Genomic DNA, 15130 nt, shown 5'->3' on the forward strand with positions numbered 1-15130 from the left:
CCCGCTGCCGCGGGGCCTCCGGCCCCGTGCCGTGGCCCGCGGCCGGGAGGCCCGCCGGACGCGCTCCGGCCGGGCCGGCGGCGCCGCGGACACCGTGATGACCGAGCCGGGAGGCGCAGCGATGGACGCCGTGACCCAGGTGCCCCACCCCGTGAACGAGCCGCAGCTCACCTACGCCCCGGGCAGCCCGGAGCGGGCGGAGATCGAGGCCGAGATCGCCCGGCAGGACGGCCGCGAATTGGAGATCACCCAGACCATCGGCGGCGAGCAGCGCATGGGCGTGGGCGAGCCCATCACGGCGGTGCGCCCGCACGACCGCCACCGGGCGCTGGGCCACATGGCCGACGCCACCTCCCGCGACGTCCACGACGCGATCGACGCCGCCCGCGCCGCGGCCCCCGCCTGGCGGGCGATGCCCTTCGACGAGCGCGCCGCGGTCCTGCTGCGCGCCGCCGACCTGCTCGCCGGCCCCTGGCGGGCCCGCGTGAACGCGGCCACCATGCTCGGCCAGTCCAAATCGGTGCACCAGGCCGAGATCGACGCCGCCTGCGAGCTGATCGACTTCTGGCGGTTCAACGTCTCCTTCGCCCGCCGCCTGCTGGAGGAGCAGCCGCTGTCGCCCCGGGGCGTGTGGAACCGGCAGGACCTGCGCCCGCTCGAAGGGTTCGTCCTGGCCATCACCCCGTTCAACTTCACGGCCATCGCCGGGAACCTGCCGACGGCGCCCGCGCTCATGGGCAACGTCGTTGTCTGGAAGCCCTCGCCCACCCAGACCTACGCCGCCTGGCACCTGATGCGCGTGCTGGAGGAGGCGGGGCTGCCGCCCGGGGTCATCAACATGGTCACCGGCGACGGCAGAGCGGTGTCGGAGGTCGCCCTCAACCAGCCCGACCTGGCCGGCCTGCACTTCACCGGGTCGGTGCGCACCTTCCAGCACCTGTGGCGGACGATCGGCGAGAACATCCGCGACTACCGCTCCTATCCGCGGGTGGTGGGGGAGACCGGCGGCAAGGACTTCATCGTCGCCCACGCCTCGGCCGACCCCGATGTGCTGCGCACCGCCCTGATCCGGGGCGCCTTCGAGTACCAGGGCCAGAAGTGCTCGGCGGTGTCGCGGGCCTACATCCCGCGCAGCGCCTGGTCCGCGGTGCGCGACGACCTGCTCGCGGAGGTCGGGTCGCTGACCGTCGGCGACGTCACCGGCGACCTGTCGACGTTCATGGGCGCCCTCATCGACGAACGGGCCTACGCCAAGAACACCGCCGCCCTGGAGCGGGCCGCGGCCACCGACTCCATCACGGTCCTGGCGGGCGGCACCGCCGACGACGAGGTCGGCTACTTCGTCCGGCCCACGGTGCTGGAGTGCACCGACCCCGAGGACGACGTGTTCCGGACCGAGTACTTCGGCCCCATCCTGCCCGTCCACGTCTACGACGACGCCGACTACGACCGTGTGCTCGCCCAGATGGCCGACGTCGCCCCCTACGCCCTGACCGGGGCCGTGATCGCCCGCGACCGCGGCGCGATCGAGCGGGCCGACGCCGCCCTGCGGTTCTCGGCCGGGAACTTCTACATCAACGACAAGCCCACCGGGTCGGTCGTGGGCCAGCAGCCGTTCGGCGGCGCCCGCGCCAGCGGCACCAACGACAAGGCCGGATCGCTCTTCAACATCATGCGCTGGGCCAGCCCGCGCATCGTCAAGGAGAACTTCGTCCCGCCCACCGACCACCGCTACCCCTACATGGGGTGAGCGGGCCCGCCGGGGGTGGGGCAAGATATAGGGGCGAAGACCGCGCATCCGTCCCCCCAAGGAGCCTCCCATCAGCCGGCTGGTGTTGTGGAATATCGACCTCACCCTCGTTGACGTCGCCCAGGTGACGCGCGCGGCCTATGCCGAGGCGTTCGAGCGGGTCACGGGTGAGCCGCTGGTCTACCTGGCGTCCACCGGTGGGCGCACCGATTCCGAGGTCTTCTTCGAGTTCCTGGCGCGCAACGACGTCCGCCTGGGGCCCGGGGAGGAGCCGCTCCCCGACTTCATCGAGGCCCTCGGCGAGGCGTTCTCGCGGCGCCGCGACCAGCTCGTGGCGCGCGGGCGGGCCATGCCCGGCGCCTTCGAGGCGGTGGCCGCGGTCGCGGGCCTCGACGACACCGTGCAGACGGTGGTCACCGGCACGATCATGCCCAATGCCCTGGCCAAGCTGGCCGCTTTCGGCCTCGACACCCACCTCGACCTGAGCATCGGCGGGTTCGGCTCCGAGCACTACCCCAAGGCCAGCCTGATCCAGTTCACCCGCATGCGGGCGGCCGAGGCGCACAAGGCGGCGTTCCCGGAGTCCGAGACCGTCTACATCACCGACTCCGTCCGCGACGTCGAAGCCGCGCTCATCGGGCACGCCACACCCGTCGCGCTGCTGAGCGGGGCGGCCACGGAGTCCCAGCTGCGCGCCGCCGGCGCCCGGTACGTCCTGACCGACCTCACCGACACCGAGCGGCTGGTGTCGGCGGTCCGCCACGCCACCGGCGCCCCCAGCGCGAGCTGACCCTCCGCGCGGTCGCCGGTGCATCCGCCCATGGCCATCCGGGGTATGCCGTAAGGCACATTGAAGCCGCCGGGGGCTCCGGCGTAGCGTTCAGGTGCCATGGACGCGGCCCGCAATGGGCTCCTAACAGTGGAAACGTACTGTTAACGGTGTTGGTCAGTGTTGCTGAGCGTTGGATCCTGTGAAACACGGTACGTTTGGCACAGGCAAGGTCCGGACAATGACGTTCGGCCGGTCAAGCCATGACCTGTGCGCACAGGTCCTGCCGCCGGTCAGGGGGTTTCGTGCGCCCTTTCCGTGCGGCTCCGGCCACAGGCCGTCACAAAACTTCACAGATCACACGTCATATCACTCGACGTCTCCGGCCGCGCTCCCCCGTGGGGCCGGCCGGCCACGGCGACTCACAAGGGAGTGAGATCGATCATGTCCGGGCAGTCTGACGCCGTGCACGATCAATTGCTGCGCGACGCGTTCGCGCAATGGTCCGCCGAACCCGAGGCCGCGGGCCGCGATGACATCGAGGAGATCGGCAGGTTCCTCCGGCTCTACTACCGGCACGTCGCCCCCGAGGAGCTGAAGGAGCGGACCCCCGCCCAGATCTGCGGCCCCGCGCTCTCCCACCTGGAGCTGGGCCTGAACCGGCCGCAGGGCCGGGCGCGCGTGCGCGCGACCACCCCCTCCGAGGACGACTCCGACTGGGACGCCACGCACTCGGTCATCGAGATCGTCACCGACGACGCCCCCTTCCTCGTCACCTCCGTCACCATGGAGCTGGCCCGCCGCGACATCGGCGTCCACCTCGTCATCCACCCCCAGCTCCGGGTCGCCCGCGACCTCATGGGCGGCCTGCGGGCGATCGAGCCCGAGACCCCCGGCGACTCCGCCGAACAGGGCCTGCTGCCCCTGGAGGAGTCGTGGATGCACATCGAGATCGACCGGCAGACCGACTCCACCCTGCTCAAGCAGCTCGAAGAGGACCTCGACCGGGTCCTCGCCGATGTCCGGTCGGTCGACGAGGACTCCGCGAAGATGCGCCACCAGGCGCTCGTGCTCGCCGAGGGCATCACGGCCTCGGCCGACGCCCTCGCCGCCGGCGGCGTCGACCCCCAGGAGATCGCCGAGAGCGTCGAGTTCCTGCGCTGGGCCGCCGACCGCCACTTCACCTTCCTCGGCTTCCGCGAGTACGCCCTGGTCAGCGACGAGGACGAGCACGGCGCCGAGCGGCTGTCGCTGAGCGCCCGGGTGGGCACCGGCCTCGGCCTGCTGCGGCTGGACTCCTCCTCCGTCGAGGGCTTCGCCCTGCCGGCCGAGGCCAGGGAGAAGGCCCGCGAACCGCACGTCCTGGTGCTCACCAAGGCCAATTCGCGCGCCACCGTCCACAAGGACCGGTACCTCGACTACATCGGCGTCAAGAAGTTCGACCCCGCAACGGGCGCCATCGTCGGCGAGTACCGCTTCCTCGGCCTCTACACCCACGAGGCCGTGACCACGAGCATCGCCCAGATCCCGATCCTTGCGCGCAAGGAGGCCGAGGTCCTGCGGCTGGCCGGGTTCGACGCCGACAGCTACGACGGCCGCGACCTCGTCGAGATCCTCGAGGGCTTCCCGCGCGAGGAGCTGCTCCAGACCCCCGTGGACGAGCTCTACGACATCGTCCTGGGCGTGCTGCGGCTGCGCGAGCGCCGCGGCACGAAGCTGTTCGTGCGCCGCGACCCCTACGGCCGCTACATGTCCTGCCTGGTCTACATGCCGCGCGACCGCTACACCACGCAGGTCCGCCTGGACATCCAGCAGGTGCTGGCCGAGGCGTTCCACGGCGCGACCATGGACCACAGCGTCATGATCGGCTCCGCCCCGTTCGCCCGCCTGTACCTGGTCGTGCGCGCCGGGCGCGGCCGTGCGCTGGCCGAGTTCGACCACGCCGACCTCGAGGCCAAGGTCGTCGAGGCCACCCGCTCCTGGGACGACGACCTCAGCGCCGAGCTGTCCCGCCGCTTCGGCGCCGACCGCGCCACCGAGCTGCTCAACTCCTACGGCGCCGCCCTCCCCGAGGGCTACAAGGTCGACACCGACGCCGCCACCGCGGTCGACGACATCTCCCGGCTCGACGCGCTCGGCGACGACGAGCTCACCGTCAACCTCTACCGCCCCGACACCGACGACCCCTCGCTGTGGCGCTTCAAGGTCTACCGCTCCGGCGACCCCGTCTCGCTGTCGCGCGTGCTGCCGCTGCTGGAGCACATGGGCGTCGAGGTCGTCGACGAGCGCCCCTACGGCATCACCGCGCCCGGCACCGGCAAGCGCACCACCACCGACCGCGCCTGGATCTACGACTTCGGCCTGGCGCCCGTCCAGGGCGGCGTGGAGCTGGCGCCCAACCGGCTCAAGTACCTGTTCGAGGACACCTTCACCGCCCTGTGGCAGGGCCGGGGGGAGTCCGACGACTTCAACGCGCTGGTCGTGCGCGCCGGGCTGGACTGGCGCCAGCTCACCATCCTGCGCGCCTACGCCAAGTACCTGCGCCAGACCGGCAGCACCTTCAGCCCCGCCTACATCGCCGATGTGCTGGTCGCCAACGTGCACATCGCCAACCTGCTGGTGCGGCTGTTCGAGTCGCGGCTCGACCCCCGCCACGGCGCCGGGCGCGAAGAGCGCACCGAGGCCATCGCCGAGGAGGTCCGCGGCGAACTCGACTCCGTGGCCAGCCTCGACCACGACCGCATCCTGCGCGCGTTCCTCGCGATGATCGAGGCCACGCTGCGCACCAACCACTTCCAGACCGGTCCCGACGGCGACCAGAAGCCCTACCTGGTCTACAAGCTCGACCCGCAGAGCATCCCCGACCTGCCCGCGCCGCGGCCCCGGTTCGAGATCTTCGTGTACTCCCCGCGCCTCGAGGGCGTGCACCTGCGCTTCGGCTCGGTGGCGCGCGGCGGCCTGCGCTGGTCCGACCGCTTCGAGGACTTCCGCACCGAGATCCTGGGCCTGGTCAAGGCGCAGATGGTGAAGAACTCCGTCATCGTCCCCAGTGGCGCCAAGGGCGGGTTCGTCTGCAAGCGGCTGCCCGCCGGCGGCGACCGCGACGCCGTCATGGCCGAGGTCGTGGCCTGCTACAAGCACTTCGTCAGCGGCCTGCTCGACGTCACCGACAACCTCGTCGGCGGCGAGGTCCAGCACCCCGACGACGTCGTGCGCTACGACGCCGACGACTCCTACCTGGTCGTCGCCGCCGACAAGGGCACCGCCACCTTCTCCGACATCGCCAACGACATCTCCCTGGAGCGCGGGTTCTGGCTGGGCGACGCCTTCGCCTCCGGCGGCTCGGTGGGCTACGACCACAAGGCCATGGGCATCACGGCCCGCGGCGCCTGGGAGTCCGTGCGCTACCACTTCCGCGAGATGGGCGTGGACGTGCAGAACGACGACTTCACGGTCGTCGGCGTCGGCGACATGTCGGGCGACGTGTTCGGCAACGGCATGCTGCTGTCCCGCCACATCCGGCTCGTGGCCGCGTTCGACCACCGCCACGTCTTCCTCGACCCCGACCCCGACCCCGAGCGGACCTTCGCCGAGCGCGAGCGGATGTTCGCGCTGCCCCGCAGCTCCTGGGCCGACTACGACACCTCGCTGCTGTCCGCCGGCGGCGGGGTGCACCCGCGCACCGCGAAGTCCATCCCCATCACCCCGCAGGTCCGCGCCGCGCTGGGCATCGCCGAGGGCATCCCGGCGCTGACCCCGTTCGAGCTGATCCAGTGCATCCTCAAGGCACCCGTGGACCTGCTGTGGAACGGCGGCATCGGCACCTACGTCAAGGCCTCGACCGAGACCCACTCCGACGCCGGCGACAAGGCCAACGACCCGGTCCGCGTCGACGCCACCGAGCTGCGGTGCAAGGTGGTCGGCGAGGGCGGCAACCTCGGGCTGACCCAGGCGGCGCGCATCGAGTTCTCGCTCAATGGGGGGCGGGTCAACTCCGACTTCATCGACAACTCCGCCGGCGTCGACACCTCCGACCACGAGGTCAACATCAAGATCATGCTCGACCGCGAGGTCCGCGAGGGCAAGCTCAGCAAGGCCGAGCGCGACGAGCTGTTCATGGGCATGACCGACGAGGTCGGCGAGCTCGTGCTCGACGACAACTACGCGCAGAACGTCGTGCTGGCGGCGGCGCGCAAGCAGGCCGAGTCCATGCTGCACGTCCACGCCCGCTACCTGCGGCGCCTGGAGCGCACGGGCCGGATCAAGCGCAAGCTGGAGTTCCTGCCCGACGACAAGGCCATCGCCACGCGGCGCGCGGCCGGCCAGGGGCTCACCGGCCCGGAGTTCGGCACCCTGATCGCCTACACCAAGATCAGCCTCAAGGACGCGATCGCCGAGTCCGACCTGCCGTCCGACCCCTACCTGCGCGACACGCTGACCGAGTACTTCCCCACGGCGCTGCGCGAGCGGTTCGCCGACGTCATGCCCTCGCACCCGCTGGCCCGCGAGATCATCACCAACCAGGTGGTGAACGACATGGTGAACCGGTCGGGCTCGACCTTCGTGTTCCGCATGAACGAGGAGCTGGGCGCGACCTCCGCCGACATCGCCCGTGCCTACCTGGTGGTGCAGGAGGTCTTCGGCCTGCGCGAGTTCTGGAACGCGGTCGAGGCCCTCGACCACCGGATCGAGGTCGACACCCAGCTGTCGATGCTGCTGGAGGCCCGCAAGCTCACCGAGCGGGGCGCGCGCTGGCTGCTGCGCAGCCGCAAGTCGCCGTTCTCGCTGAGCGACGAGATCGCGTTCTTCGCCGACGGTGTCGCCGGGATCGTGCCGCAGCTGCCCGACCTGCTCCAGGGGCGCGACCTGTCGGCCTTCGGCGACCGGCGCCACCGGTTCGCCAGCGGCGGGGTCCCCGACGAGCTGGCCGAGCGGGTGGCCGGGATGGTGCCCGCCTACTCCACGTTCGACCTGGTCGAGGTGGCGCACCGCACCGACCGCCCGCTGCGCGAGGTCGCCGAGGTCTACTTCGACCTCGCCGACCAGTTGCAGATCACCCGGCTGCGGGAGCGCATCATCGCGCTGCCGCGCGCCGACCGCTGGGAGACCATGGCGCGCTCGGCGGTGCGCGACGACCTCTACGAGGCCCACGCCGACCTCACGGCCAACGTCCTGGAGTCGGGCGACCCCGGCGAGTCCCCCGACGACCTGCGAAGCCACTGGGTGGAGCAGAACAAGGTCGCCGTGGACCGCTCGGGCCAGACGATGTCGGAGATCTGGGAGACCGAGCGGTTCGACCTCGCCACCCTCTCGGTGGCGCTGCGCTCGATCCGCTCCCTGGTGGCCTCCGGGGGCTGACCCGCGCCGTGCTTTCAACCTCGGGGCGGTGTCCGGAACGGGCGCCGCCCCGCGCGCATGCCGCACCCGCGGGCGGGACGGGTGCGGCGGGGGTGTGAGCGGGCTCGCCGCCACGCCATAGACTTGTGGTGTGGCAGACCTAGACCCCGCAGAGAACATCAAGGAACTCTCGTCGACGCTGGCGAGCGTGGAGTCCGTTCTGGACCTCGACGCCAAGCGCACCGAGATCGAGCAGCTGCGCGAGCAGTCTGCCGACCCTGAGCTGTGGGAGGACCCTGACAACGCGCAGAAGGTCACCCGCCGGCTCTCCTACCTGGAGTCGACGGTCACCAAGGTCAACGGCATCCGCCAGCGGCTCGACGACCTCGGCGTCCTCTACGAGCTGGCCGAGGCCGAGGACGACGCCGACACCCGCGCCGAGGCCGACCGCGAGCTCGCGGCGCTGCGCAAGGAGGTCGGCGACCTCGAGGTCCGCACGCTGCTCAACGGCCCCTACGACGAGCGCGAGGCGCTGGTGAGCATCAACTCCCAGGCCGGCGGGGTCGACGCCGCCGACTGGGCGCAGATGCTCCAGCGCATGTACCTGCGGTGGGCCGAGCGCCACGGCTACCCCACGGAGATCTACGAGACCTCCTACGCCGAAGAGGCCGGCATCAAGTCCACCAGCTTCGCGGTGAAGGCGCCGTTCGCCTACGGCACGCTGCGCGGCGAGCACGGCACCCACCGGCTGGTGCGGATCTCGCCGTTCGACAACCAGAACCGCCGCCAGACCTCCTTCGCGGGGGTCGACGTCGTGCCCGTGGTCGAGAAGAGCGACCACATCGAGATCGACGACACCGAGCTCCGCATCGACGTCTACCGGTCCAGCGGGCCGGGCGGCCAGGGGGTCAACACCACCGACTCCGCGGTGCGGATCACCCACCTGCCCACCGGGATCGTCACCTCGTGCCAGAACGAGCGGTCGCAGTTGCAGAACCGCGCCACCGCCATGTCGATGCTCCAGGCCAAGCTGCTGGAGCGCAAGCGCCGCGAGGAGAAGGCCGAGCTCGACGAGCTGCGGGGCGACAGCGTGAGCAGCTGGGGCACCCAGATGCGCAACTACGTGCTCCAGCCCTACCAGAGCGTCAAGGACGTGCGCACCGGCGAGGAGAGCGGCAACCCCACCGGGGTGCTCGACGGCGACATCGACGATTTCATCGACGCCGAGATCCGCTGGATGCGCGGCCAGGAACAGGGTCCGGAGTAAAGCGCGGCGAAACCCGGCACGGCCGGGTATACGGTACCGTTACCTTCGATTGACAGTTCCGATATGCTCGGTTCTGTTGTCCTGTGGACGACCGAGGCCGATGCGCCATGTGGGGTCGGAGAACACCCAGGCACCGCCGGTTCTCTCGCCGCCGCTCCAAGCGATGCGGCGAGATCTGGACATTCCGGGTTGCGATCCCCTCTACACTGTCGTGTGGCCCCGTGGCCGGTACTGCCCTGTGCGGATGCGGACATCCGTTCGGGCGCCCCAACTTCGAGAGCCTTGTGGTGTACTTGTGATCCACCTCGATAACGTCACCAAGGTCTACCCGACCCAGAAGCGCCCGGCATTGGCGGACGTCTCCATCGATGTCGACAAGGGGGAGTTCGTCTTCCTCGTCGGCCCGTCCGGCTCGGGTAAATCGACATTCCTCAGGCTCGTCCTGAAGGAGGAGAAGCCCACGCGCGGCCGGGTGCACGTCGCCGGCAAGGACCTCGCGCGCCTCTCCAACTGGAAGGTGCCGCACCTGCGGCGCCGCATCGGCTGCGTCTTCCAGGACTTCCGCCTGCTGCCGAACAAGAACGTCTTCGAGAACGTCGCGTTCGCGCTGGAGGTCATCGGCAAGCCCCGCCGCTTCATCCGCAAGGTCGTCCCCGAGGTCGTCGAGCTCGTCGGCCTCGAAGGCAAGGCCGAGCGCATGCCCGACGAACTCTCGGGCGGCGAGCAGCAGCGCGTGGCGATCGCACGGGCGTTCGTGAACCGGCCGCAGATCCTGCTGGCCGACGAGCCCACCGGCAACATCGACCCCGCCACCTCGATCGGCATCATGAAGGTGCTCGACCGAATCAACCGGACCGGAACGACCGTGGTCATGGCGACCCACGATGCCGCGATCGTCGACTCGATGCGCAAGCGCGTCGTCGAGCTCGAACAGGGCGAGGTCGTGCGCGACCAGACACGTGGCGTCTACGGACAGGCCTACTGACGCACGGGCCTGCCCATTGCGACTGCGCGTTCCGTGCGGCGCGGCCAGCCCCAAAGGATGGACCCTTAACACATCATGCGAGCACAATTCGTACTTTCCGAGACCTGGATCGGCCTGCGCCGCAACCTGACGATGACGATCGCGGTGATCACCACAGTCGCGATCTCGCTCGCGCTGTTCGGTGGCGGGCTGCTCATCAACCAGCAGGTCTCGACGATGCGCCAGTTCTGGGACAGTCGTATCTCGCTGACCGTCTACATGTGCACCGAGACCTCCCCGTCCGCCGCCTGCCAGGAGAACGGCGCGGCCACCGAGGAGGAGCGGGCCCAGATCCAGGCGGACCTCGAATCACTGAGCGAGGTGCAGGGCGTCGAGTACGTCAGCGCCGCTGAGGCGTGGGCCGACTTCCAGGAGCGCTTCTCCAACAACCAGGCCCTGGTCGAGGCCACCCAGGAGGGTGACATCCCGGACAACTTCCGGGTGCAGCTCGTCGACCCCTCCCAGCACGCGGCCGTGACCGACGCCGTCGAGGGCCGTCCGGGCGTCGACAGCGTGTCCAACACCCAGGCGGTGCTGGAGCAGTTCTTCGGCCTGCTCGACGGCCTGAAGTGGGCCGCGCTCGTGGTGTCGTTCGTGCAGCTGGCCGCCGCAGCGCTGCTGATCGGCAACACCATCCGGCTGTCGGCCTACAGCCGCCGCCGCGAGACCGGCATCATGCGGCTGGTCGGTGCGTCCAACTTCTACATCCAGCTGCCGTTCCTGCTCGAAGGCGCGGTCGCCGGCCTCTTGGGCGGCATCATCGCCTCCGGCTTCATCGTCGCGGCGCGGGTGTTCCTGCTCGACCGGATCCAATCCTGGTTCCAGTTCGACGTCACCCTGACCACGGGGGCGGTCGCGTCCGTGATCGGTGTCTCGCTGATCCTCGGCGTGCTGCTGTGCACCATCACGTCGTTCCTCACGCTGCGCCGATACCTGCGGGTGTGACGAAGCGCGCTGCCGGGCGGGGGCCGCGGCGGCTGAGAAAGGAAGACCTGTGCCACGGGAAAAGGGGCGCAAGCTCGTCGCGCAGAACAGGCGGGCCCGGCACGACTACCACATCGACGACACCTACGAGGCGGGCATCGTGCTCACCGGTACCGAGGTGAAGTCGCTGCGTGCCGGGCGCGCCTCCCTGGTCGACGGGTTCGCCCAGGTGAAGAACGGGGAAGTGTGGCTGGAGAACGTCCACATCCCGGAGTACGCCCACGGGACGTGGACCAACCACGCGGCGCGGCGCCCGCGTAAGCTACTCCTGCACCGCGAGGAGATCTCCCGGCTGATCGGCAAGACCCAGGAGGCCGGCCGGACCCTGGTCCCGCTGTCGCTCTACTTCAGCGAGGGCAAGGCCAAGGTCGAGATCGCCCTCGCGCGCGGTAAGCGTGAATACGACAAGCGCCACGACATCGCCGAGCGCGACGCGCAGCGCGACATACAACGCGAACTCCGCCGTCGTCGCTGAGGCGCTCAGGCGCTCGAAAAGCGCTGTGAAAGGATCACCAGGGTGTCCCCCCGTCACCTCCGCCGATTCCTCGCCGCGGGTACCGGCCTGGCGGCCGCCGCCGTCCTCGCCGGGTGCGCACCGGAGCCGAGCCCCGAAGTCGCCGTCCGCACCTTCCTCCTCGACTGGCAGGCCGGCGCCTACGAAGGCGCCGCACGCCAGACCGACGGCGACATCGAAGAGGTCGCGACGGCGCTCGAACAGGCCCGTAGCCAGCTCGACATCGCGGGCCTGAGGTTCGCCCTCGGCCACATTGAGCGCGAAGGCGACACCGCCACGGCCGAGTTCGACGCCCAGGCCGACCTCGGCATCGGCGACCCCGTCTGGCACTACACCGGCCGCATGACCCTCCAGCGCGGGGGCACCGGCTGGCAGATCCGGTGGGCGCCGTCGGTCATCCACCCCGAGCTGGGCGAGGACGAACGGCTCGCCGTCAGCTACGACGTCCCCGACCGGGGCCAGATCTACGACCGCAACGCCGCCCCCCTCGTGGGCAGCTCGCAGGTCACCGCGTTCGGCGTCATCCCCTCCCAGCTGGAGGACCTGGAGCAGGGCGTCGGCGAACTCGCCGAACTGCTCGACGAGGACCCCGACCCGCTGATCGACCGGGTGCGCTCGGCGCCGCCCGAGGAGTTCCAGCCCCTGGTGCTCGTGCGCACCCGCGACGCCGACGCCTCCGTGGTGCGCCAGGCCGCGCGGATCCCCGGCGCCGACACCGCCGAGCTGCGCATGCAGCTCAACCCGACCTTCGCGCGCGGCGTCGTCGGCGAGGTCGCCGGTACCGCCGAGCACAACGTTTCCTCGCGGGTCGCCGGGAACTACCAGGCCGGCGACACCGTGGGCCTCACCGGCCTCCAGAACGTGTTCCAGCAGCGCCTGGCGGGCACCGCCACCACCGAGGTCGTCACCCTCGACGCCGCGGGGGAGCAGACGGGGGTCCTCCAGAGCTGGCCCGGCGTGGAGAGCGGGTCGCTGACCACCACGCTCGACACCACCGTCCAGGAGGCCGCCGAGGCGTCGCTGGAGGTGCTGCCGGGCAACGGCCACCTCGTCGCCCTCGACTCCCGCACCGGGGAGGTCCTGGCCGCCGCGAGCGCCCCCGACGCCACGGACAACGACGGCGCGTTCACCGCCGAGTACCGGCCGGGCGACGCCTTCATGGTCGTCTCGGCCGCCGCCGCATTGCAGTCGGGCACCGCCGCCGACGCCCCCGTGCCCTGCGAGCAGCAGGTCGAGATCGGCGACCGCTTGTTCACCAACCCCACCAACAACGCGCTGTGGGAGCCCGACCTCGCGCTGGACTTCACGCACACCTGCACCACCGCGTTCGCGGGGCTGGGCGAGCAGGTGGGCGCCGACGCCCTGGAGACCGCCGCTGCGGACTTCGGGATCGGCGGCGACTGGCGGCTTTCTGTGCCCACCTACAACGGCGAGTTCACCACTCCGGGATCGGAGGGTGACACGGCCGCGGCGATGGTCGGCCGGGACGGCGTGACCGTCAGCCCGCTGTCCATGGCGCTGGTGGCGGGCGGGGTCGCCGACGGCTCCTGGCACCCGCCGCGGCTCGCGGCCGACGACGACCGGCAGGGGGAGCAGCCCGGCACCGAGCGCGAGCTCGACCCCGCCGTCGTCGAGCAGCTGCGCGCCATGATGCGCTCCTCGGTCGAGGAGGGCACGCCGGGGGCCAACATCGGGGTCGTCCCGGTGCACGGCAAGGCCGCCAGCGTCGAGCAGCAGATCGACGGCGCCGACACCGCCGTCCAGTGGTTCGTGGGCTACCAGGGCCCGCTGGCCTTCGCCGTGGTGGCCGAGGTCGACCCGGCCATGGAGTGGGACCAGTACGCCGTGGTCACCATGGCGTCGTTCCTCCAGACGCTGCCCCCCTCCTACGTCGATGAGATGGGCGAGAGCGGGCAGGTGGGCCAGGAGGACCCCGTGGACGGGCAGGACGCCTCCGCCGTCGAGCCCGACGCCGAGACCACGCCGCGCTGACCCGTCGATGACCGGCCACGGGGCCGGGAGGGAGCAACCCTCCCGGCCCCGTCCTGCGTCTTCAGGGGTGACCGGGTCCGCGGCGGTGCCGCACCGTCCCGGTCCATCGGGCAGGGCCTCTTCTCGGGGGAGGCCCTGCCGGTGAGAGGCCGGCCCGACCCCGCCGGCCGCCCTCGCGGGCGGCGTCGATGGCTTTTCGTCCGCGGCCCGCGAGGGGTTCTCGCTTCTCGCCTCGGCCCGTGCACGGAGCCGGAGGCCGTCCGGTCAGGGCCGGGCGGGCCGGGGGGTGCTCCGCGCCTCTGTGGCGTCGGGCGGGGTGCCGTCGGCGATCCCCGCTGCGGCCAGCGCTTCGGAGACATCGGAGTACCTGGCACAGGCCGTGATGCGGCCGCCGATGACCTCGAAGACCGCGCCCGCCCGGTGGGGGCCGTGGGGACCGGGGTCGGTATCAGGGGTGTCCGGCCGTGCGATCTCCTGCTCCACGGCCACGCGGGAGCCGGAGGTCCAAGTGCGCGCGGGAACCAGCCATTTTCCGGAGCGGCAGACCCAGTCGCGCATGACGTGAAGCCCGCGGAGCTCGCCTTGGGGGCCGTTCATCAGGATGTCGGTGGCGCACAGCTCTGCGGCGCCGGGGCAGTCTTTGCGGTTGGCGGCGTCATGCCAGGCCAGGACGGTCGCGAGGGGGGTGGTATGGGCGGAAGTGGGGGGTTCGTTGGCCATGTGGCCCAGTGTGCCAGCGGCCGGGAAGGGGAACCAGGGACCCAGGCGGGGATCCGGGCCGCGTACCGGATGGGTAACGGCGTGCCCAGGCCGGGAATCAGCTTGGCTCCCGGGGTGTTCTACAGGTAGCGTTGGATCACCGGAACACCGCGGTGGTCCGGCTTGCGGGCCCTGCCCGTTGAAAATTCCACAGGGGGTGATCGGTTTCGACTTCGGTCGTTGTTTCAGGGGAAGCGGGTCGAGGGTTGCGTATGTGACCTCGTTAATCCTGCATTCGCGCTAAATTCAAGTGCCAATTCTAAGCGCACTGAGTTCGCTCTCGCTGCCTAAGCGATAGCAACTCTGTCGGCCCGGGTTCGCCTTTGACCCGGTGTCCGGCATCGTTCAAAAGGCTCACCGCCAGGATCAGGCCACGGGGCCTGGCGGGACATTTACGTGGCTGGGCTTGTCAGCGACCTGTTCGTGGGAGCGCTGGAGCCGAGTAGAACGGCAGCACGTACTGCACCCGGAGAAGCCCTGTTGCTGCACCGAAGGACGCGGGTTCGATTCCCGCCACCTCCACTCCACTCCGAAACGACCCTGCTCGGTGGCCTTCGACCACCTCGCCGGGTCGTTTCGTCGTTTCATCTGGGGGACAACCCCCAGACCCCCGATAGAGGCCGCCCGGGCGACCCTGCTCGCAAGCTACGCTTGCTCGCCGGGTCGCCTCGTTGTTTTCCGGGGGACGTCCCCCAGAGCCCCCCGAGGAGCGGGGGGCGTCGCGAAAATGACGG

General features: G+C 70.6%; 9 protein-coding genes and 1 other RNA gene. 9 read left to right on the plus strand and 1 reads right to left on the minus strand.

Features of this window, described 5'->3' with window-relative positions:
* Positions 1 to 121: 121 nt before the first annotated feature.
* The 8 genes from pruA to ACFOVU_RS03415 all read left to right on the plus strand — a co-directional run bounded on the left by pruA (position 122) and on the right by ACFOVU_RS03415 (position 13637).
* Positions 122 to 1750, plus strand: a complete 1629-nt coding sequence (pruA, locus tag ACFOVU_RS03380) for an L-glutamate gamma-semialdehyde dehydrogenase (protein WP_378529782.1) — start codon at positions 122 to 124, stop codon at positions 1748 to 1750.
* An 85-nt stretch (positions 1751 to 1835) separates the two neighbouring features.
* Complete coding sequence (locus tag ACFOVU_RS03385; RefSeq protein ID WP_378529965.1) at positions 1836 to 2540, plus strand: HAD family hydrolase; 705 nt, start codon at positions 1836 to 1838, stop codon at positions 2538 to 2540.
* Positions 2541 to 2963: 423 nt separating this feature from the next.
* Entirely contained in the window at positions 2964 to 7877 is a 4914-nt protein-coding gene (locus ACFOVU_RS03390; protein ID WP_378529783.1) for an NAD-glutamate dehydrogenase, read from the plus strand.
* 130 nt (positions 7878 to 8007) lie between these two features.
* Positions 8008 to 9123, plus strand: a complete 1116-nt coding sequence (gene prfB / locus ACFOVU_RS03395; protein WP_378529784.1) for a peptide chain release factor 2 — start codon at positions 8008 to 8010, stop codon at positions 9121 to 9123.
* Between the two features lie 295 nt (positions 9124 to 9418).
* A complete protein-coding gene (gene ftsE / locus ACFOVU_RS03400) occupies positions 9419 to 10108 on the plus strand; it encodes a cell division ATP-binding protein FtsE (protein ID WP_378529785.1) in 690 nt (229 codons plus the stop codon).
* Between the two features lie 75 nt (positions 10109 to 10183).
* Positions 10184 to 11092 carry a permease-like cell division protein FtsX gene (gene ftsX, locus ACFOVU_RS03405; RefSeq protein ID WP_378529786.1) on the plus strand — a complete coding sequence of 303 codons (909 nt, stop codon included), beginning with the start codon at positions 10184 to 10186 and terminating at the stop codon, positions 11090 to 11092.
* A gap of 49 nt (positions 11093 to 11141) precedes the next feature.
* A complete protein-coding gene (gene smpB / locus ACFOVU_RS03410; RefSeq protein ID WP_378529787.1) occupies positions 11142 to 11606 on the plus strand; it encodes an SsrA-binding protein SmpB in 465 nt (154 codons plus the stop codon).
* Positions 11607 to 11648: 42 nt separating this feature from the next.
* Entirely contained in the window at positions 11649 to 13637 is a 1989-nt protein-coding gene (locus ACFOVU_RS03415) for a penicillin-binding transpeptidase domain-containing protein (RefSeq protein WP_378529788.1), read from the plus strand.
* A gap of 264 nt (positions 13638 to 13901) precedes the next feature.
* On the opposite strand, the gene ACFOVU_RS03420 is transcribed toward ACFOVU_RS03415, so the two are convergent.
* Positions 13902 to 14357: a nuclear transport factor 2 family protein gene (locus ACFOVU_RS03420; RefSeq protein WP_378529789.1), complete on the minus strand. Its 456-nt coding sequence runs from the start codon at positions 14355 to 14357 to the stop codon at positions 13902 to 13904.
* A 192-nt stretch (positions 14358 to 14549) separates the two neighbouring features.
* Here ACFOVU_RS03420 and ssrA point away from each other — a divergent pair.
* Positions 14550 to 14921, plus strand: a transfer-messenger RNA (tmRNA) gene (gene ssrA / locus ACFOVU_RS03425).
* The last annotated feature ends 209 nt before the right edge of the window (positions 14922 to 15130 follow it).

The organism is Nocardiopsis sediminis (assembly GCF_042650565.1).
GTDB lineage: Bacteria > Actinomycetota > Actinomycetes > Streptosporangiales > Streptosporangiaceae > Nocardiopsis_B > Nocardiopsis_B sediminis.

Bases quoted from the DNA above. Each gene is read 5' to 3' on its own strand.
- ACFOVU_RS03420 (WP_378529789.1), bottom strand. From the start codon at position 14,357: ATGGCCAACGAACCCCCCACTTCCGCCCATACCACCCCCCTCGCGACC.
- pruA (WP_378529782.1), top strand. From the start codon at position 122: ATGGACGCCGTGACCCAGGTGCCCCACCCCGTGAACGAGCCGCAGCTC.
- ACFOVU_RS03390 (WP_378529783.1), top strand. From the start codon at position 2,964: ATGTCCGGGCAGTCTGACGCCGTGCACGATCAATTGCTGCGCGACGCG.
- ftsX (WP_378529786.1), top strand. From the start codon at position 10,184: ATGCGAGCACAATTCGTACTTTCCGAGACCTGGATCGGCCTGCGCCGC.